The organism is Mesobacillus jeotgali (genome assembly GCF_031759225.1).
In the GTDB taxonomy this organism is placed as follows: Bacteria; Bacillota; Bacilli; order Bacillales; family Cytobacillaceae; genus Mesobacillus; species Mesobacillus jeotgali_B.
Genome location: NZ_CP134494.1, coordinates 2,756,878 through 2,776,069, shown reverse-complemented (window position 1 = coordinate 2,776,069; position 19,192 = coordinate 2,756,878). Strand labels below are relative to the sequence as shown.

Here is a 19,192-nt window from a genome sequence, read left to right as displayed (position 1 = left end):
TACCGCTTTAATATAGTAAATAATATAAGATTGAGCGATGACGAAGAGTAGTAACTGGATCAGGTACTTCAGAGAGCTGATGGGTGGTGTGAATCAGCGTAACTGTTGCAGCGAATGGACTTCCGAGCTTCCGGACCGAACCCTGAGGGCAGTAGGCTCTGGCGAAATGGCCTTATCGTTATAAAAGGCAGGCATTAGGCATTTTATGCTCGATGCTGTTAAGTGAGCTGTTTTAAACAGCTAATTAAGGTGGCACCACGGGTCTCTCGTCCTTATTGTATTCAATGAGGATGGGAGGCCCTTTTTGTTTATTTAAATTTAATGATAATAATATTATGTAAACTCGATGAGCAAGAAGAGTAAGCAGGATGATTTCTGTTACAGAGAGCCGGGCAAGGTGAGAACCGGTACAGAAATGCCCGCTGAATGGCCTTGTGAGAGGCAGCCTGAAGGAACAGTAGGGCTGCCCGGGATTCCTCCGTTATAAGGATAGGGTATATCGAAAGCTTCTTTGGCTTTCCTGTACCTGAAGAGAGGGAGCTCTACAGCTCCAATTTGAGGTGGCACCGCGGTCCAATCGTAATCGTCCTCTATACAGCACAATCTTTGTGCATGTATAGGGGGCTTTTTTATTTTTAAAGGAGGATCTATATGAAAGTAAAAGCAGCAGATGTTTTAATCGAGGAGATTGAGGGAGATACGTTAACTCCTATATCTGTATTTCAAATGATTTCTGGAAAGAAAAAATTCCTTCTGGAAAGTTCTCATAAGCATAATGACTCAGGGCGGTTTTCTTTTATAGGCTGCGATCCGATTTTCGAGCTTTTGAATGAAAAGGGCGAGACGTATCTGGCAAGAGATGGCGTTAAGGAGCGATTACCTGGCTCATTTTCTGAGGCGCTTAAAGAGATGCTTCCTAAAATAGATCAAGGACTGGATATTCCTTTTTTAGGAGGCGGCGTAGGTTTTGTAAGTTATGATTTCATTCGCGAGTTTGAAGAAATTGGACCGCTAAAGGATGATCCCCTCGATATGCCAGTAGCACATTTGATGTTCTTCAATGAAGTCATCGTGTTTGACCATCTTAAACAAAAAATCAACCTGATCGGAATCCAGTTCCCAGGATACAGCAGTGATGAGCTTTTAGAGAAAATAAAGACACGTAAAGAAGAACTGGATACGTCAGTGAAAAAACAACGTGAAAATAGATTTTCTCTATCTGATTTTAAATCCTCGCAAACCAGGGAGGAGTTTGAAAAATCGGTCAAGATCGCAAAATGCTTGATTGAAGAAGGAGAAATCTTTCAGGTGGTGCTCTCAAGAAGGCTAACAGCGGATGCAAAAGGAGATCCATTTTCGTTCTATCGAAAGCTGCGAGTGGATAATCCCTCCCCTTATATGTACTTCATTGATTTTGAAGGCTATGTTGTTGCCGGTACATCCCCTGAAAGCCTTGTGAAGTACAGGGATGGAACGATGATCACAAATCCGATTGCAGGAACAAGGCCAAGAGGAAAAACAGCTGATGAGGATACAAAACTGGAATTGGAATTAGCCCATGATGAAAAGGAATTGGCCGAACACAAGATGCTTGTCGACCTGTCAAGGAACGATTTAGGGAGGATATGTGAAATCGGCACTGTAAAGGTGGATAAATTCCTGGCTGTTGAGAGGTACCAATTTGTCATGCATCTCGTATCCGAAGTGAGCGGGAGGCTCTTGGCGCTTGCTCACCCGATTGATGGTCTAGCGGCATGCCTGCCTGCAGGAACAGTGTCAGGGGCTCCCAAAATCCGGGCGATGCAGATCATCAACCAGCTTGAAGCTGAAAAAAGAGGTGTTTATTCAGGAGCAGTCGGTTACTTCTCTGCTTGTGGGAGTATGGATTTTGCCCTCGCAATCAGAACATTGGTTGTCAAGGATGGTAAAGGCTATCTTCAGGCAGGTGCCGGTATAGTATATGATTCTGATCCTTCAAAGGAGTTCGATGAAACCAACCATAAATTAAAAGCATTGATGGAGGCAGCCAATGATTCTTCTCATTGATAATTATGATTCATTTACCTATAACCTTTACCAATACTTGAGTGAACTGGGGGCTGAAGTGAAAACAATCCGGAACGACAAAATAACGATTCAGGAAATCTCTCGGATTAAACCCGAAGCAATTGTCCTTTCTCCCGGTCCAGGCCGGCCAGAGCAAGCTGGAATCTGTGTCGAAGTTGTTGAACAATTGGCGCGAACTATTCCGATTCTGGGGATATGTCTTGGCCATCAGGCGATAGCCCATGCATTTGGCAGTTCGATCATCAAGGCTAAAAAAGTCAGGCATGGAAAAGAGTCAAAGCTTCATCACACAGGAATTTCAATAATGAATGATTTGGATATTCATCCTGAAGTAATGAGGTATCACTCTTTGGTAATCGACCGGGCGACGCTGAATGAAGATTTTGAGGTGCTGGCGGAAGCAGCTGATGATGGGGAAATCATGGCTATCAAGCATAAACATTATCCTTTATACGGACTTCAGTTTCATCCAGAATCGATTGGCACGAAGAACGGAAAACAGATTTTGTCGAACTTTTTAACTGAAATCAGAGAGGAGAGTTTAACTAATGAAACAGTATCTTGAAATGGTGGTTGAAGGAAAATCGCTGTTGGAGTATGAAATGGAAGAAGCAGTACAGGAAATTTTCACCCAGGATACTTCAGATGCCGAAATTGCCTCATTCCTGACTGGACTTAAAGTAAAAGGAGAAAGTGCTGAGGAAGTATCAGGTCTGGTAAAGGCAATCAGAAAACATGCACTGAATTTTACAAAAAATATACCGAATGTTCTGGATAATTGCGGGACAGGTGGAGATGGATCTAAAAGCTTCAATATTAGCACCACATCCGCCTTTGTCATTGCCGGAGCCGGTATTACCGTTGCGAAACATGGCAACAGAAGCGTATCGAGCAAGACCGGAAGTGCAGATGTCCTGGAGGTGCTGGGTGTCAGCCTTGACTTCACCCCAGAAGCCACAGAGGAAATCCTAGAACAGAATGGAATTGCATTCCTATTTGCACCTCATGTCCATCCGAAATTAAAGCAAATCATGAAGGTAAGAAGGGATCTGAAAATACCGACAATCTTCAACTTGATTGGACCTCTGACAAATCCTGTACAGCTTGATTTCCAACTGCTTGGGATTTACCGGAGGGATATGCTCGATAAGTTTGCCCATGTGCTGGCAAACCTGAACAGGAAGCGGGCCATCGTCATTAACGGAGCGGGTGGAATGGATGAAGCATCTCTAGCGGGTGAAAACAAAATGGTCCTCGTTTCTGATGGAGAAATCAAGAAAATCAATCTCAACCCCGAAGAAGTGAACTTGCCTCTATACGATAACAGCAGGATCAGGGGTGGAGATGCACGTGAAAATGCTGACATATTGCTACAAGTCCTTCAAGGGAAAAAAGGTGCACAACGCGATACAGTGCTGTTGAACGCTGGACTTGGAATTTATACCGCCGGTAAGGCGGAGTCGATTCTTCAGGGAGTGAATCTGGCAGCGGAGAGCATCGATTCTGGCAGGGCATTATCCAAACTCGAGAATTTAATCAGCATCAGCAATCAAAACAAAAAGGCGGTAGGATGAGATGGGAACGCTACTTGATTCAATCATAGAAAGAAAAAAAGTCGAGGTGGAAGAGCTGAGGAAGTCAGCCAAGGAGATACTTGAAGTTTCTTCGGAGTCCCGATCTCTGCTAAAGGCGCTAAAACAGGCAAACAATGTGGCAATCATTTCAGAGTTTAAAAGGGCTTCGCCTTCGAAAGGAGACATCAATCCCTCTTTGGATCCAGCTCATCAGGCAGGAATATATGCCTTGTCAGGTGCATCGGCTATATCAGTGCTGACGGATGAAAAGGGCTTTAAGGGGTCTTTCAGCGATCTGAAAAAAGTCAGAGAAGCAGTTGACCTCCCGGTTCTTTGCAAGGATTTTATCGTTGATCCTATTCAAATAGACATGGCCCGTTCGGCAGGAGCAGATGTCATCTTGCTCATCGCAGCAGCATTGCCCCTGGAAAAACTTTCAGAGCTATACAATTATGCCTCTGAAAAAGGGCTTGAGTGCCTCGTTGAAATCCACGACGAGTCAGATTTGGAAAAGGCACTTCATATAAATGCCAAAATAATTGGAGTCAACAATCGTGATTTGAAGACATTCGAGGTCAATCTGGAAAATACCGAAAAACTCGGACCTCTTGTCAAAAAAGCAGGTGCGATGCTGATCAGCGAAAGCGGTATAAAAACACGGGAGGACATAGTCCGTGCATCGGCTGCAGGTGCCAGCGGGGTATTGATAGGAGAAACTTTTATGACCTCATCAAATCTCCAAAAAACTTTCAGCGAGTTCTCCGTTCCGATTGTGAGGGAACAGCATGAAGGTTAAGATTTGCGGCATTAAAACGGTTGAAGCAGCGAGCCATGCTGTAGGGAATGGAGCCGATGCTCTTGGATTTGTCTTTGCAGAAAGTAAAAGGCGAATAACAGTTCTGCAGGCACAACAGATCATTTCGGACTTACCGGCACATGTCTGGAAGGTAGGTGTTTTTGTGAATGAGGGTGCTGCAACAGTAGAGAAGATTGCCGAAACTGTCGGCCTTACTCATATTCAGCTTCATGGAGATGAGGTGCCTGAGGATTATCGATCAATTGGGCTGCCGTTAATAAAAGCTGTTTCTGTTAAGTCACCGGGAGACCTTGAGAAAATTACAGAAATAAAAGCAGATTATATCCTCCTAGACAGTCCGCCAGCTGAATATCGGGGAGGAAACGGTTCAAGTTTTGAATGGGATCTGGCAAGTGCATTAGGAAAGTCAAACAAAACTGTCATCCTTGCAGGTGGCTTGGATTCTGCCAATGTCAGCAAAGCAATTGCCAAGGTCAACCCCTTGATGGTTGATGTCAGCAGCGGTGTCGAAACAAACGGAGAAAAGGATCCAGTGAAAATAAAAAGATTTATCCATAACGCAAAAAAATCGGGGGAGGAATAACAGAATGAGTTCAATTACTTATAATTTACCAGACGAAAAAGGGCATTTCGGAAATTTCGGTGGCAGGTTCGTACCAGAAACATTGATGCAGGCAGTTCTCGAATTGGAGAAAGAATACAACAGGGCTCTGGAAGATGAGGAGTTCCATAACGAATTGAATAAATTAATGAAGGATTACGTCGGCAGGGAAACGCCATTATACCTGGCAAGTAATCTTACAGAGCATGCTGGCGGAGCAAAAATCTATCTTAAAAGGGAGGACCTAAATCATACAGGTGCCCATAAAATCAACAATACTGTCGGTCAGGCCTTGCTTGCTGTCAGGATGGGAAAACGGAAAATTGTCGCTGAAACTGGGGCTGGCCAGCATGGAGTTGCTACTGCAACAGTATGTGCTCTGCTTAATTTGGAATGTGTGATATTTATGGGCAAAGAGGATATCAGGCGTCAGCAATTAAATGTTTTCAGGATGGAACTCCTGGGGGCAAAAGTAATCAGTGTAGATGCTGGCAGCGGGACATTGAAGGATGCGGTCAATGAAGCTCTTCGCTACTGGGTCACAAATGTCCAGGATACTCATTATATCCTTGGATCCGTAATGGGTCCTCATCCGTTTCCAAAAATGGTTCGTGACTTTCAAAGTGTCATCGGAAAAGAAACGAAACAGCAATTTTTCGAGAAGGAAGGAAAGCTGCCAGATGCTCTTGTAGCTTGCATTGGAGGGGGCAGTAATTCGATTGGTTTGTTTTATCCGTTCATTGAGGATGAAAGTGTGTCAATATATGGTGTAGAAGCGGCGGGACTCGGCCTTTCGACTGACAAGCATGCTGCTTCACTAACCAAGGGTAAACCAGGAGTGCTGCATGGCGCAATGATGTACCTTCTCCAGGATGAGGATGGACAAATTCAGGAAGCACATTCAATATCAGCCGGCCTGGATTACCCTGGCATTGGTCCTGAACACAGTTATCTTCATGATATTAATCGAATCACATATGAATCTGTAACAGATGACGAAGCACTTCATGCCTTTCAACTGCTTTCAAAATTAGAGGGAATCATCCCTGCTTTGGAAAGTGCCCATGCCATTGCATACACAGTCAAGCTAGCCGCCAGGATGAGTAAAGATGAAAGTATTGTTGTCTGCTTATCTGGCCGGGGTGATAAAGATGTACAGACAATAAAGGACAGAATAGGGGGACTGGAATAATGGATAAAATTAAAAAAGCTCTTACTGAGAAAGGGAAAAAGGCATTTATTCCATATATAATGGCTGGGGATGGTGGACTTGAAACTCTGGAAGAAAAGCTTTTGTATTTACAAGAGTGCGGTGCTGATGCCATAGAAATTGGCATCCCATTCTCTGACCCTGTTGCGGACGGACCCACCATCCAGAAAGCTGGCATCCGTGCGCTTCGAAGTGGGACGACATTGCGGAAGGTACTCGAGACCATTCAAACCTTCAAAAATGAAATCTCAGTACCTCTTATTCTGATGACCTATATGAATCCCCTTGTAGCATATGGAATCGAAAAGTTCGCTGAGGATGCCGCGGAAGCTGGTATTTCAGGCTGTATCATTCCTGACCTTCCAATTGAGGAGGAAAATTTCGTTCTCCCAGCGTTTGAGCAGCAGGGAATCTCACTGATCAGGCTCGTGACTCTCACAACACCTGTTGAGAGAATAAGAGAAATCGGAGCGAGGGCGACAGGATTCATTTATGCAGTTACCGTAACCGGAATCACGGGTGCACGAAACAATTTCAGCAAGGAACTTGCCGGTTTCTTAGATATGGTAAAGAAATCCAGTTCCGTTCCAGTGCTGGCGGGGTTCGGAGTTTCAAGCGAAGAACAAGTAAGAGAAGTGTGCCAGCATTGCGATGGTGTGATCGTTGGCAGTAAAATAATTGATTTATTGGAGCAAAATGATTTAGCGGGAATAAAACAGCTCGTTTCCAGCGCTGAAGAGGCTGGTCTGCAAATTTATAAGTAACTTTTAATCTTATAAATTGTGACAAAGGGAGTCGCTAAACCAAAAAAAAAGCCGCTGCAAAAAAGCAGCGGCTACTTCTTTTCAGCCGTGACACATACTGTCAGAACGGGTCTAACGTCAAGATATGAGACCTCTGGGTTTTTGAATCCCGCATTAAGTAAATCTTTGCTCATACGTTCTCCCAACTGCTTGGCAGTGTCTGCAGTCGAGCCTTCTTCACGAGGCTGGACAGTTAGCACAATCCTGCCTCCTTGTTTTAACAATTGAAATAAATGCCTTAAGGAAGTAAGAGGCTGGTCCCAAAGGGGGTAATTGTTTACAGAAATCATCTTATTGTAACGATGATCTGGTTGGAAGTCGGCAACATCACCGATGGTCAAATGTACTTTCCGTGTATCAATCCATTCTTTATTTCTCTTTGTCGCTTCGTCCTTCATTTTAGCAGATAAATCAATTCCATCCACTTCAATTCCACGATAATTTGACATCAAAGTCTTTATACCATACCCCGGTCCGAAGCCAATTTCGAGGATTTTATCATATCTATTCACTTGAAGCTTCCTTATACTCCATTTGTTAATTTTCCGGTTCTCAAAATACATTATAGTACCTGCAAGCTTTCCAAGTATGCCTTTTGGCTTCTCGAACTGCTTCGCCATTGAATCAATCATATTGGTCACTCCTGATTTTTTTACCCAGAATAAATACTGGTTTTTCTTCTATACCAGTAATCCTCTATTTTTAAACTTCTGTGTTCTAACCAATCATTTGTAGTGTGACTTCGAGGAATATAGACAGTCTATTCTGAAAATTATTTCTCGGGAAAGCGCAGAAAAAGACAAATACCTACATTAAATTAAAGATAAATGAAAAGATTGACTGAATTTGTCAAACTTTATAAATGTTTTTTTGGTAAAAGCGTGCGATTTGTTACAGTACAATACAATATTTGTTGTTTATACTTTATTTAAAGATTTTGATCAATAATTTTTGGCTCTGATAAAGCTCATGTTGTTTTCATTCTGTTGATTGTTGTGGTAGGCGAAGCGACATGAACGAAAATCACAGCCGTGTTTAACAGAGCCATTTTTTAAAATAGCGAATTAATCAGTTTCAATAAAGGACGTTGAACGAGATGAAAATGTATGAAGCGATTCTCGACATCTTAGGGAAAAAGGGAAATGCGACGATACCAGTGATTTGCCAGGAAATGAGTGAACAAAATCAAAGCATTATTAGCAATGCACAAGATATAGTAGAACCCTCCTATATAAAAACTCTGGTTAGCAGCAACAAAGAATTATTTCTAGTAAAAGATGATATCGTTTCAATAAGGCCTGATAAAGAACCGGTCATGATGACGGTTGTACTGCACGGATATCCTGGTCCTGAAATGAGGGTGAGAGTAGATTTTAAAAGGAATATCTTCACGTATTTCGAATGGCATCTTGATTCAAAAGCTTCTCAGCCACTAATAATAGGGACATTTGGAAGCGTAGAGGATTTTAAAAAGAAGCTGTATCCATTGAAATTATGGGAGTGGGAAGAAGACTATCAAACAGACGGCATCGTAGTGGATGGTACCAGCTGGTCAGTAATATTAAAAACAAAGGGCAGGACCTATGAGAGCAGGGGCCTTGATTCCTTTCCAAGACAGTGGAAAGAATTCTGCCAGGCTGTCAGCATACTCGTGGGAAAAAAGTTTTCATGTTAACCGCAGTGTTTCTGCGGTTTTTTCTTTTCATAAATATGATAGGGTTAGGATGATTCAAGGATATAATGATGAAAACTTTGCGATTTTTAGGTACAATATAGAGATGTAGTTTCAAACATGCGACCATGGAGGTCAATCGGAAAATGAAAGATATATCAGTACAAGAATTAATCAGCTCAAAAGAATTCATACCAGTCGATGTAAGGGCGCCAATCGAGCATAATGATTCGGCAATACCCGGATCGGTCAATATACCATTATTCACTGACGAGGAAAGACAAGAAATAGGCACGATTTTTAAGCGTTCAGGTGAAGAAGCTGCAAAATGGAGAGCCATGGAGATTGTTTCCCCGAAACTCCCACACTTGCTGGGGGAGATTAAGGACCTTAAAAAGACTGGTGCTGAGCCAGTGATCCATTGCTGGAGAGGCGGGATGCGAAGCAGGTCTGTAGCGTCCTTTCTTGAATACGCAGGCATACCAGCTTTGCGCCTGGAGGGCGGTTATAAAGCATACAGGGAATACATTCTGGAGAAAATCCCTCAGCTGCTGCCCGAAAAGGCCATCGTTTTGCATGGAATGACTGGTACCGGCAAAACGGATATTTTGCAGGCTCTCCAGGAAAAGGGATACCCCGTTGTAGATCTAGAAAAAATGGCAAACCATAGGGGATCTATTTTTGGAATGATTGGCAAGGGAGAGGCACATAATCAAAAAACATTTGACGCTTTACTGTTTGACAGGCTGAATGAGATAAAAGGTTCAACCTACTTCATCATCGAAGCGGAGAGCAAAAGGATCGGACGGGCAGCCCAGCCTGAAGTGATGCTCCAGAAGAAGCTGAATGGGATCCATTACCTGGTGAAAAGCTCCATACCAGAAAGAGTCGAACGAATTTACAACGAATATGTCCAGCCATTTATTGGACAAGGCTGGTTTGAAGAAGAAGTTACGGAGAAGGTAACAAAGCTGATTAGGCGGATCAATCACGAAATTTCACCATCACTGGCAATAGCCCTGGAGGAGAAAAATTACAAAGATTTAATTGAGATTTTGCTGGTCCATTATTATGATCCACGTTACAACCACGCACTACTTGAATATAAGGGCCCTTTTACAGAAATTGATGCAGACGACCCAGATGTCATAAAGAATATTGAAAAAGTGATACAGAAAACACTTTCTGGCTCAACAGCGGTTTAAAAATGATTGATAAAAGGTAATGAAGTAGGGAAGGCATAAATTGCTTTCCCTTTTTTTCTTTTTCAAAAGCGCAGGGTTAAATTATTTTGATCTTGAATTCGATATTCGTCACGCAAAATTCTGAATATTTGATATATAATTAAAATGTGGAACACTTCAAACAGGAGGATGAATATGCGCGAATCGAAAAATTGCCACCACCGTTTTTCATTGCACGAGGAACATGTTGGATTTACGACCAATGATGGTGTAGACATTTTTACAGCCGGAACAAGATTTCAAAAATGCATCACATGCGGGCATATTGAAATGCCTGTAGAACATAGTGAGATGATTGAGACTAGTCAGATTGAAAAGAGAAATAATCTTTTTGCACCTAAAAACATGTATGCTACTTTGATGAGTTTATAGATTATTAGCAATGAATTCATAAACCGGTATAACCGGTTTTTTTGTTGTCCTTTTTAAAAGATAGAATTTTATTGAAATAATAAAAGCTTATGGTGAAATTAACACTATATTGATAGTCAAAACCTTTGGTTAAAAGAAAATATCATGTTAATATATTATGTAAACGGTTGATATCTGAATTATAATATTATTCTTTGAATTGACAGTTAAAAATGAGCACGACAGGTAACAGATAATTAATGATTATTAGAATTGGCAAGGGGGTTTTTTTGTGAAAAAGCCAGTTTCGGGAAGCAAGGCATGGCCAGGATTTCATGGGCCAAACCAGGGGTATGTCGAAGAGTTATATGAAATGTTCCTTCAAGATCCAGATTCCGTTGATGCTGATATCAGGGAGTATTTTGAACAGAACTCTAATCTTCAAACTAACGAATCTGAAATTCGTAATGGAGCAGAAGTCGCTGCAGGAAAACCAGCAGGATCTCCTGCCAAAATCGCAGCTGCATTAAGATATGCAGACTACATTCGGTCCTATGGCCATTTATCTGCGAATATTTATCCATTGCAGGGCAGCAGCAAGGATCCTCAGCTTGAGGACTATGAGAAATGGGGACTGACTGACGCTGATTTGACGGATATTCCGGTAGATCTCGTTTGCCCAAGCGCACCTTCTTCTATTAAGAATGGCAAAGAGGCTTTTCAATTTTTAAAAAAGGTTTACTCAGACACGATTGCGTACGAATTTGAACAAGTAAATGAAATGGCTGAAAAAGAGTGGCTAAGGCAAAAGGTCGAGTCGGGTGAATTGATCCCTAATGTGGATAGAGAAAGAAAAATCAGCTTGTACGAACGCCTTACAGAGGTCGAAAACTTTGAAAAATATCTGCACCGGACTTTTGTCGGCCAAAAGAGGTTTTCAATCGAAGGCCTGGATTCAATGGTACCGCTTCTTGATGAAGTCATCTCTGGTGCGGTGAATAATGGTGTTGAAACAATTAACATTGGAATGGCCCACAGGGGGAGACTCAATGTCCTAGCCCATGTTCTCGGCAAACCGTATGAAATGATTTTTGCAGAGTTCCAGCACGCGCCAAACAAAGAACTTGTGCCATCCGAAGGTTCAATTGGGATTAACTTCGGCTGGACTGGCGATGTGAAATATCATCTTGGACTTGACCGGAAAATCAAGTCGGACACTACAGCCAATGCCAGACTGACACTGGCCAATAACCCGAGTCACCTTGAATTTGCCGGCGCTGTGGTTGAAGGTTTTACACGCGCTGCCCAGGATGACAGGAATGAACCGGGATACGCAAAATATGATCCTGTAAAAGCAATGGCCATCCTGATCCATGGCGATGCTGCATTCCCAGGGCAGGGAATCGTGGCGGAAACGCTGAACCTGAGTCGTTTACATGGATATAAAACAGGTGGAACGATTCATGTCATCGCAAATAACACAATCGGCTTTACAACCGAATCTATGGATTCACGTTCCACTCGTTATGCCAGTGACCTGGCGAAAGGATATGAAATTCCGATCATCCATGTCAATGCCGATGACCCAGAGGCATGCTTGATGGCTGCCAGGCTCGCATTTGAGTACAGAAAGACCTTCGGAAAGGATTTCTTGATTGACTTGATTGGGTACAGACGCTTTGGCCATAATGAAATGGATGAGCCAATGACAACCAATCCTGAAATGTATGTGATGGTCCATAAACATCCGACTGTCAAGAAAATCTATGGAAATATGCTTGTAGAACAAGGTTCTATGTCAGAAGAGACGCGGACTCAGATTGAGCAAAGAATCTCAAACAGACTGACAGAAGCGTACGAAAAGGTACCTAATAAGGAAAAAGAAGTCAAGAATGAACCGGAAATCCCAGAAGTAGTGGAAATGGGAATACCGCAAATCGAAACTGGGGTTCCAATTGAAGTATTAAGGAAAATAAATAGTGATCTACTTAACTGGCCAGAGGGCTTCAATGTCTTCAATAAGCTGGAGAAAATCCTTCAAAGAAGGAAGGATGCTTTTTCTGAAAGCGGTAAAATCGACTGGGGTCTCGCTGAAACTTTAGCATTTGCTTCGATCATAAAGGATGGCACGCCTGTCCGACTGACTGGGCAGGATTCAGAGAGAGGAACCTTCGCCCAGAGGAATCTAGTACTGCATGACAGTGAGACTGGCAAGCAGTTTTCGCCTCTTCATGTGTTGCCTGATGCAAAAGCTTCATTCTCGATTCATAACAGTCCGCTTTCTGAAGCTGCGGTAGTAGGCTTTGAATATGGCTATAATGTGTTCGCCCCAGAGACCTTGGTCCTCTGGGAAGCACAGTACGGGGATTTCGCGAACGCTGCCCAGGTATTATTCGACCAATTTGTAGCGGCTGGAAGAGCGAAGTGGGGGCAAAAATCAGGTCTTGTCATGTTGTTGCCTCATGGTTATGAAGGACAGGGGCCAGAGCATTCAAGTGGAAGAGTGGAAAGGTTCTTAACGCTCGCCGCTGAAAATAACTGGACGGTTGCAAACCTTTCTTCTGCGGCGCAATATTTCCATATCCTAAGGAGACAGGCGGCGATTTTAAAACAGGAAGCTGTACGTCCGCTAGTGTTGATGACGCCTAAGAGTCTGTTGAGAAACCCTACCGTTGCGGCGGATCCACAGCAATTGGCAGAAGGCAGTTTCAAGCCGATCATTGAGCAGCCAGGACTTGGAGGCCAGCCGGAAAAAGTCGAGCGCGTTGTACTGTGCACAGGAAAAGTGAGCATAGACATCGCTGAAAAAATACAACCAGAAGAGCATGGATGGCTGCATGTATTGAGAATCGAAGAAATCTATCCATTCCCTCTTGAACTATTAAAAGAGATGTTAGGTCGTTATCCTAATTTGAAAGAAATCGTCTGGGTTCAGGAAGAACCAAAGAATATGGGTGCATGGACATTTGTTGAGCCTAGAATCAATGAAGCAGCACCGAATGGGCTGGAAGCTTCCTATATTGGCAGAAGAAGACGCTCAAGCCCGGCAGAGGGAGATCCAAACATCCACAAGTTGGAGCAGGCAAGAATTGTAAATGATGCACTGACAAGGACAAATGGAGGAGGAAATGAAAATGGCAGAGATTAAAGTTCCGGAATTAGCCGAATCAATCACCGAGGGAACGATTGCCCAGTGGCTGAAGAAAAAGGGTGATCAAGTGGCGAAAGGTGAATATGTTGTTGAATTGGAGACCGATAAAGTAAATGTTGAAATTATCTCTGACTACGATGGAGTACTGACTGAGTTACTCGCTGAAGAAGGAGATACAGTGAAGGTAGGGGAAGCCATCGCCATCGTTGGCGATCAGCAAGGTGGAGATAATACCGGGAATGATTCTGCAGCATCTAGCACAGGCAGAGAATCCGAGTCGCCAGATGAGACTGCTGGAAGTGCTGGAGAAGGGGAAAGCACTGAAGCGAGCCAATCAAGTAATCAGCCTGCTGCTGAGGAAGCATCAGAGCGGATCATCGCGTCACCTGCTGCAAGAAAGCTGGCCAGGGAAAAAGGCATCGACTTGAGCCAGGTAACCTCTCAAGATCCACTTGGCCGAGTACGGAAACAGGATGTGGAGTCTTATACTCCAGAGCAAAAAAATACTCAAAAGCCTGCTGGTGAAAAAACAGCTGCGCCAAAGGCTGCTCCTGCCGGAAACTCAAATAATGATGACGGCCGCGTTGAGCGAATCAAAATGTCACGCAGACGTCAGACAATTGCCAACAGGCTGGTTGAAGTCCAGCAGACAGCGGCGATGCTTACGACTTTCAATGAAGTCGATATGACGGCCGTAATGGAACTAAGGAAAAAATGGAAAGACCGTTTCTATGAAGAAAATGATGTCCGTTTAGGCTTTATGTCCTTTTTCACAAAAGCAGTTGTAGCAGCATTGAAGAAGACTCCTTACCTGAATGCTGAAATCCAGGGAGACGAAATCGTCCTTAAGAAGTTCTATGACATTGGAGTCGCTGTCGCTGCGGACGAAGGACTTGTAGTCCCAGTCATCAGGGATGCAGACAGGAAAAACTTCGCCGAAATCGAAAATGACATAAACGAACTGGCTGAAAAGGCCCGAACCAACAAACTATCCTTGAAAGACCTTCAGGGAGGAAGTTTCACAATCACAAATGGTGGCGTCTTTGGATCATTGCTATCAACACCAATCATCAATGGCCCACAGGTAGGTATCCTGGGAATGCACACAATCCAGCTGCGCCCAGTAGCGATCGATAAAGAACGAATGGAAAACAGACCGATGATGTACATCGCATTATCCTATGACCACAGAATAGTCGACGGAAAAGAAGCCGTTACCTTCCTCAAGCGTATCAAGGAATTGATGGAAGACCCAGAATCATTGTTGTTACAGGGGTAAACATTAAGAGCACTGCCGGAAAATTAGTCGGCAGTGCTGTTTTTTTTTTGATTAGGTATGGGACATGTTGCGGTGACTGGTGGTAAAGCAAATCGACAAAGCTGGGTAAGCATGATTCGATATTTTGGTAGATTTAAGGGTGGTTGAAGCCAGATTGGTTTAAAAACTGTTGGTATTGTGACAGGTATCAGGGTGTAGGGTCCAAAGCTGTCAAGAAAGCGCCGTTATTGTGACAGGTTTCAGTGTTTCGAGCCCAAAGCTGTCAAGAAAACACCGTTATTGTGACAGGTTTCAGTGCTTCGAGCCCAAAGCTGTCAAGAAAACACCGTTATTGTGACAGGTTTCAGTGTTTCGAGGCCCAAGCTGTCAAGAAAGCGCCGTTATTGGGACAGGTTTTAGTGTTTCGAGCCCAAAGCTGTCAAGAAAACACCGTTATTGTGACAGGTTTCAGTGTGTGGAGCCCAAAGCTGTCAAGAAAACACCGTTATTGTGACAGGTTTCAGTGTTTCGAGGCCAAAGCTGTCAAGAAAGCGCCGTTATTGTGACAGGTATCAGTGTTTCGAGCCCAAAGCTGTCAAGAAAGCGCCGTTATTGTGACAGGTATCAGTGTTTCGAGCCCAAAGCTGTCAGGAATCCAATGTTACTAATAGACTCAATAAAAAAACGGACTATAATTCATCACTTAATTCGTGTTTCAATCAAAATAAGAATCCTTAGTCTTTCCTGTTGATTTATAATTCTTCTTCAACACCCTCAAGAACGTCCTCCTACTAACCTTCCCATTGCACCAATCATAAACGGTTTGCGTGGTGATCTTCTTTTCTGGAAACAGAACTTTGATTTCCTCTATGTGCCGGACGATTGCTTTTTCAATTCTTTCGCGCGTCCCACACTTTCCGCAAACGAGGTCATATTGATCAATTTCGGTATTCAATGACCCGCATTCGCGGCAATTCATTCCTTTTTCCAGGTGGTCATATCGGTACTCTGGCAGAGTGGCGAACGGGTTCTTAACCTGATGCATGGAAAGTAGTGTTTGGGCAAGTTTCTTGTGGCTTTCATCTAACTTGGAGGGAGTATTATTTAATTCTTTTAGGAACCGATTAATTTGTGTGGGTAATATGATTGGTTGATCCATCGGGGCCTGGTAGAGGGTGAATTCAGGATTGTTGAAGACGACAGTGGCACGGACTAGGTGATTCATCTTGAGGTTTTGCAACAGCTGCCGGAAGAGGGTTTCACTTCGTGTCAGCTGAATGACGGGGTTTTTGTACTCTCGTCTTCTATTGACCGAATATAATTTGTCCCCTTCGAGATAGTAATCACCTTCGTGATATTTGATGTCGATAAGATACACTGCATCTTGGGCAATGATCACTTTATCCAGCTGGAAATAAGAATTATTCGCTTTGAGCAGGAGATCGTCGATAATAAACCTTTCTTCCGCGAGGCTTTCGGTCATCCGGTCGAAGTGCACTTCTCCGGTAAAACCTTTTTCCATAGTCCAAAGCTGGAATTTATCCGATGATGATAATTCCATTCTTTTGTTTAGATGTCGCAATGCGATTAACTCAGTTGGTTCAGTGCGTGTTTTTAGTAGCATGATCCACTTCCTTTCTATACGCTAATTTTAATCTATCCACAAAAGTAATTTTGTGAATTTTTTGTTAAATTTTTGATAAATAAAAAAACCGCTCAACTGCCAATCTGGCAGCAAGCGGCTTTGTCACGTGGCGACGATGTTTCTGATTAACGGTTCTTAAATGGTTTTAATCCTCTTTTTGAGATTTCTGTTTTAAGTATTTTTGCCCATTCTTTATCACTTTCCGACTTTAATGCATCACGATACGAGACCACCAACATTTCATTGCTCATAATTTTCATTTGCATTCCTCCTCGGTAAGAATGGATTGAATTTTCAAACTATATTGTATAGTTTCATTCATTGTAAAGGTTTATTAAAGTTTTGAAAACCCATTATGAAGAATTTTTATTAGAAATTTTTTCTTGTTTTGGTATTGGGGCAAAACCTTAATACTCGAACTGCTTTAAAAGCCGCCTCCACATTGTTAATCTAACGAATTCGAAAGCCTCCATTTAATTATCGGATATGTACAAAACCACCATAGCCACATTATTTAACAAAAAAAGCTTGCATTTTACATTCGAAGAATTTATTATATACCCATAAGGGTATCGAGTGGGGATTTGATACTCAACATAATCAATTTTTACAACGGGAGGAATTATAATGGGTATGCAAGCTATTACTGCTGAAAAATTAAATGAATGGGTAGTAAGCAAAAAAGAATTCTTTATTTTTGACGTTAGGAATGTAAAGGATTTTGAAGACTGGAAGGTTGAAGGGGAAAATATTGAATATCTTAATATCCCTTACTTTGATTTGATCGATGGTGTGGAAGAAGTAGTTGACCAGCTTCCTAAGGATAAAGACATCGTGGTGATTTGCGCCAAGGAAGGTTCTTCTGTAATGGTTGCTGAAATGCTTTCTGATGCGGGATTTGATGTGTCTTATCTTTCTGGGGGAATGAAGTCTTGGAGCGAATATCTTTATCCTGTTGAGGTTTATAAAGATGAAAAAATCAAAGTGCTTCAGTTCATTCGTGTTGGCAAAGGCTGCCTTTCTTACATGGTCCTATCTGAAAACGAGGCACTTGTTGTGGATCCATCAAGGTTCACGAACCGTTATACTGACATTGCCAAAAGCGAAAATGTAAACATCACTCACATCGTGGATTCTCACCTTCATGCTGACCACTTATCGGGCGGCAAGGAGCTGGCGGAGGTTACGGGAGCGAAGTATTACCTTATGAAGAGTGAAGGTGCTGTATTTGACTTTGAAGCGCTTGAGCAGCATGATAAAATTGAGTTTGATAACATTTCACTTGAAGTCTTAGCCGTTAAGACACCTGGACATACCCCGGGAAGTGTTTCTTTCTTTGTGAATAATAAACTTCTCTTCTCTGGCGATACTATTTTTGTAAATGGGCTTGGCCGCCCAGACCTCGGCGGCAAGGCTGCTGAGTGGGCAAAAGACCTGTATGATACTGTTTATAGCAAAGTTTCCCAAATTGCGGATGATGTAATCGTATTGCCAGGACACTATGCTGCTTTTGATGACGAAGTAAATGAAGAAGGTTTCATTGGAAGCCAGTTAGGTCTGATCCGCAAGCAAAATGAAATCATGACCGGCAAAACAATTGAAGAGTTCGTCGACCATGTAGCACAATCCGCATCAAGCGAGACACCACCAAACTTTGAAGATATCGTTGCGATCAACCGCGGGGTAAAAGAAGTGACAGCAGAAGAAGCGATGGAGCTGGAAATCGGCCCTAACCGCTGTGCTGTGCACCACACTCATTAATGCCTTGTTCAGCTTCTACAGGCTATTAAGCTTCATATCCGTGTAAATACTATGAAAAAGAGGAGAGCACAGCTTTCCTCTTTTTAAACGTAATACTGTGCGCACTTTATGCTTGTGAGGTGAGAATTTTGGAAGAAGAAAAAGATAAAACGAACCAATGTGCTGGGGGTTCCTGAGGCATTGGACCAAAGCGTACAGGTGATGAAGGGCAAGGGAAGTTTTCTGGCTTTCCCCCTATATGACCGGGCACGTACGTATGGCTCCTGGCAGGAGTCATTTATTTGATTTCCAAATTATTTTAAAAATAACCTCCCTGCAGATAGGGGGAGGATACATAAGATTCAGGGGGAATAGATCAAATGCTGGATGTACTAGTAGTTGGAGGCGGGATTTCAGGTGGATCAGCTGCAATATATACTTCCCAGGGCGGGTTGAAGACGGCAGTCGTTGATTCACGGAAATCCCAGATCAAGCAAGTTTCAAAATTAATTAATTATCCGGGCGTAAAGGAAATTACTGGTTCAGATCTTCTGGAGAACATTAAGGAGCAGGCAATTGCTTCAGGTGCTGACTGGTACGAGGGTGCAGTGGAATCTGTCGACCAAAATGATGAAGGCTATTCAGTCATTTTAACTGACGGAAAAACATTGACAGCAAAGTATGTGGTTATTGCTACGAACCTTCAAACTTCACTGCTAGAGAAGCTTGGCTTTGAGTTGGCAGTGAATGAAAAGGTACCTAGCGGTAAAATTAAAAAGGTTATGGGAATTGATCGCGATGGAACCACAAAACTTCCAAATCTTTATATCACCAGCTTGTTAGCGGGTCTTTCAAGTCAATCAGTCATTGCCGCAGGACATGGAGCTTCAATCGGCATTTCGATTGTGTCAAAGGAAACTGGAAAAACCTATATGTGGCATGATACGTGACCATAAAAGCGGGGAATTTTCCCTGCTTTTTTTTATATTTTTTAGTAAAAAGGAAGGAATGAATTTTAAAAATATTGAATATTCAAACAAGGGTGTTATAGTTATGAGT

At 42.7% G+C, this 19,192-nt stretch carries 17 protein-coding genes and 2 other annotated features; of the genes, 14 read left to right on the top strand and 3 right to left on the bottom strand.

All coding sequences use genetic code 11. The features are described 5' to 3' along the window. Positions 1–28 precede the first annotated feature (28 nt). Positions 29–277 (top strand) — a binding site (T-box leader). Between the two features lie 60 nt (positions 278–337). Then, positions 338–594 (top strand) — a binding site (T-box leader). 57 nt (positions 595–651) lie between these two features. The 7 genes from trpE to trpA are packed head-to-tail and all read left to right on the top strand — an operon-like array spanning position 652 to position 7,033. Then, positions 652–2,046 carry an anthranilate synthase component I gene (gene trpE, locus RH061_RS13930; protein WP_311071000.1) on the top strand — a complete coding sequence of 465 codons (1,395 nt, stop codon included), beginning with the start codon at positions 652–654 and terminating at the stop codon, positions 2,044–2,046. Beyond that, entirely contained in the window at positions 2,030–2,632 is a 603-nt protein-coding gene (locus RH061_RS13925; RefSeq protein ID WP_311070998.1) for an anthranilate synthase component II, read from the top strand. The genes trpE and RH061_RS13925 overlap by 17 nt, the downstream gene beginning before the upstream one ends. Beyond that, positions 2,616–3,641 (top strand): anthranilate phosphoribosyltransferase, encoded by a 1,026-nt coding sequence (gene trpD, locus RH061_RS13920; protein WP_311070996.1) that lies wholly within the window; start codon positions 2,616–2,618, stop codon positions 3,639–3,641. The genes RH061_RS13925 and trpD overlap by 17 nt, the downstream gene beginning before the upstream one ends. 1 nt (position 3,642) lies before the next feature. Continuing rightward, entirely contained in the window at positions 3,643–4,437 is a 795-nt protein-coding gene (gene trpC / locus RH061_RS13915) for an indole-3-glycerol phosphate synthase TrpC (RefSeq protein ID WP_311070994.1), read from the top strand. Next, positions 4,427–5,041 (top strand): phosphoribosylanthranilate isomerase, encoded by a 615-nt coding sequence (locus RH061_RS13910; RefSeq protein WP_311070992.1) that lies wholly within the window; start codon positions 4,427–4,429, stop codon positions 5,039–5,041. Before trpC ends, RH061_RS13910 begins: the two co-directional genes overlap by 11 nt. A gap of 4 nt (positions 5,042–5,045) precedes the next feature. Further along, entirely contained in the window at positions 5,046–6,251 is a 1,206-nt protein-coding gene (gene trpB / locus RH061_RS13905) for a tryptophan synthase subunit beta (RefSeq protein WP_311070990.1), read from the top strand. Continuing rightward, a complete protein-coding gene (trpA, locus tag RH061_RS13900; protein WP_311070987.1) occupies positions 6,251–7,033 on the top strand; it encodes a tryptophan synthase subunit alpha in 783 nt (260 codons plus the stop codon). The genes trpB and trpA overlap by 1 nt, the downstream gene beginning before the upstream one ends. A gap of 71 nt (positions 7,034–7,104) precedes the next feature. Here trpA and RH061_RS13895 read toward each other — a convergent pair whose 3' ends face one another. After that, complete coding sequence (locus RH061_RS13895) at positions 7,105–7,704, bottom strand: SAM-dependent methyltransferase (RefSeq protein ID WP_311070985.1); 600 nt, start codon at positions 7,702–7,704, stop codon at positions 7,105–7,107. 464 nt (positions 7,705–8,168) lie between these two features. Here RH061_RS13895 and RH061_RS13890 point away from each other — a divergent pair, with 464 nt between their 5' ends. The 5 genes from RH061_RS13890 (at position 8,169) to odhB (ending at position 14,769) form a co-directional block, all read left to right on the top strand. Beyond that, complete coding sequence (locus tag RH061_RS13890; RefSeq protein ID WP_311070983.1) at positions 8,169–8,747, top strand: hypothetical protein; 579 nt, start codon at positions 8,169–8,171, stop codon at positions 8,745–8,747. Positions 8,748–8,890: 143 nt separating this feature from the next. Further along, the gene (mnmH, locus tag RH061_RS13885) at positions 8,891–9,949 is read left to right on the top strand and encodes a tRNA 2-selenouridine(34) synthase MnmH (protein WP_311070981.1); all 1,059 of its coding nucleotides are present in this window, start codon (positions 8,891–8,893) and stop codon (positions 9,947–9,949) included. Positions 9,950–10,123: 174 nt separating this feature from the next. Then, complete coding sequence (locus tag RH061_RS13880) at positions 10,124–10,360, top strand: hypothetical protein (RefSeq protein ID WP_311070980.1); 237 nt, start codon at positions 10,124–10,126, stop codon at positions 10,358–10,360. A 271-nt stretch (positions 10,361–10,631) separates the two neighbouring features. After that, the gene (gene sucA, locus RH061_RS13875; RefSeq protein WP_311070978.1) at positions 10,632–13,487 is read left to right on the top strand and encodes a 2-oxoglutarate dehydrogenase E1 component; all 2,856 of its coding nucleotides are present in this window, start codon (positions 10,632–10,634) and stop codon (positions 13,485–13,487) included. Beyond that, complete coding sequence (gene odhB / locus RH061_RS13870; protein WP_311070975.1) at positions 13,474–14,769, top strand: 2-oxoglutarate dehydrogenase complex dihydrolipoyllysine-residue succinyltransferase; 1,296 nt, start codon at positions 13,474–13,476, stop codon at positions 14,767–14,769. The genes sucA and odhB overlap by 14 nt, the downstream gene beginning before the upstream one ends. 694 nt (positions 14,770–15,463) lie before the next feature. Here odhB and RH061_RS13865 read toward each other — a convergent pair. Then, positions 15,464–16,372, bottom strand: a complete 909-nt coding sequence (locus tag RH061_RS13865) for an NERD domain-containing protein (protein ID WP_311070973.1) — start codon at positions 16,370–16,372, stop codon at positions 15,464–15,466. A gap of 146 nt (positions 16,373–16,518) precedes the next feature. Then, positions 16,519–16,653: a sporulation histidine kinase inhibitor Sda gene (gene sda / locus RH061_RS13860; protein WP_311070971.1), complete on the bottom strand. Its 135-nt coding sequence runs from the start codon at positions 16,651–16,653 to the stop codon at positions 16,519–16,521. Between the two features lie 367 nt (positions 16,654–17,020). On the opposite strand from sda, the gene RH061_RS13855 reads away from it, so the two are divergent. Then, positions 17,021–18,154, top strand: a complete 1,134-nt coding sequence (locus tag RH061_RS13855; RefSeq protein WP_311070969.1) for an MBL fold metallo-hydrolase — start codon at positions 17,021–17,023, stop codon at positions 18,152–18,154. Between the two features lie 359 nt (positions 18,155–18,513). Continuing rightward, positions 18,514–19,083 (top strand): FAD-dependent oxidoreductase, encoded by a 570-nt coding sequence (locus RH061_RS13850; protein ID WP_311070967.1) that lies wholly within the window; start codon positions 18,514–18,516, stop codon positions 19,081–19,083. Positions 19,084–19,192 lie beyond the last annotated feature (109 nt).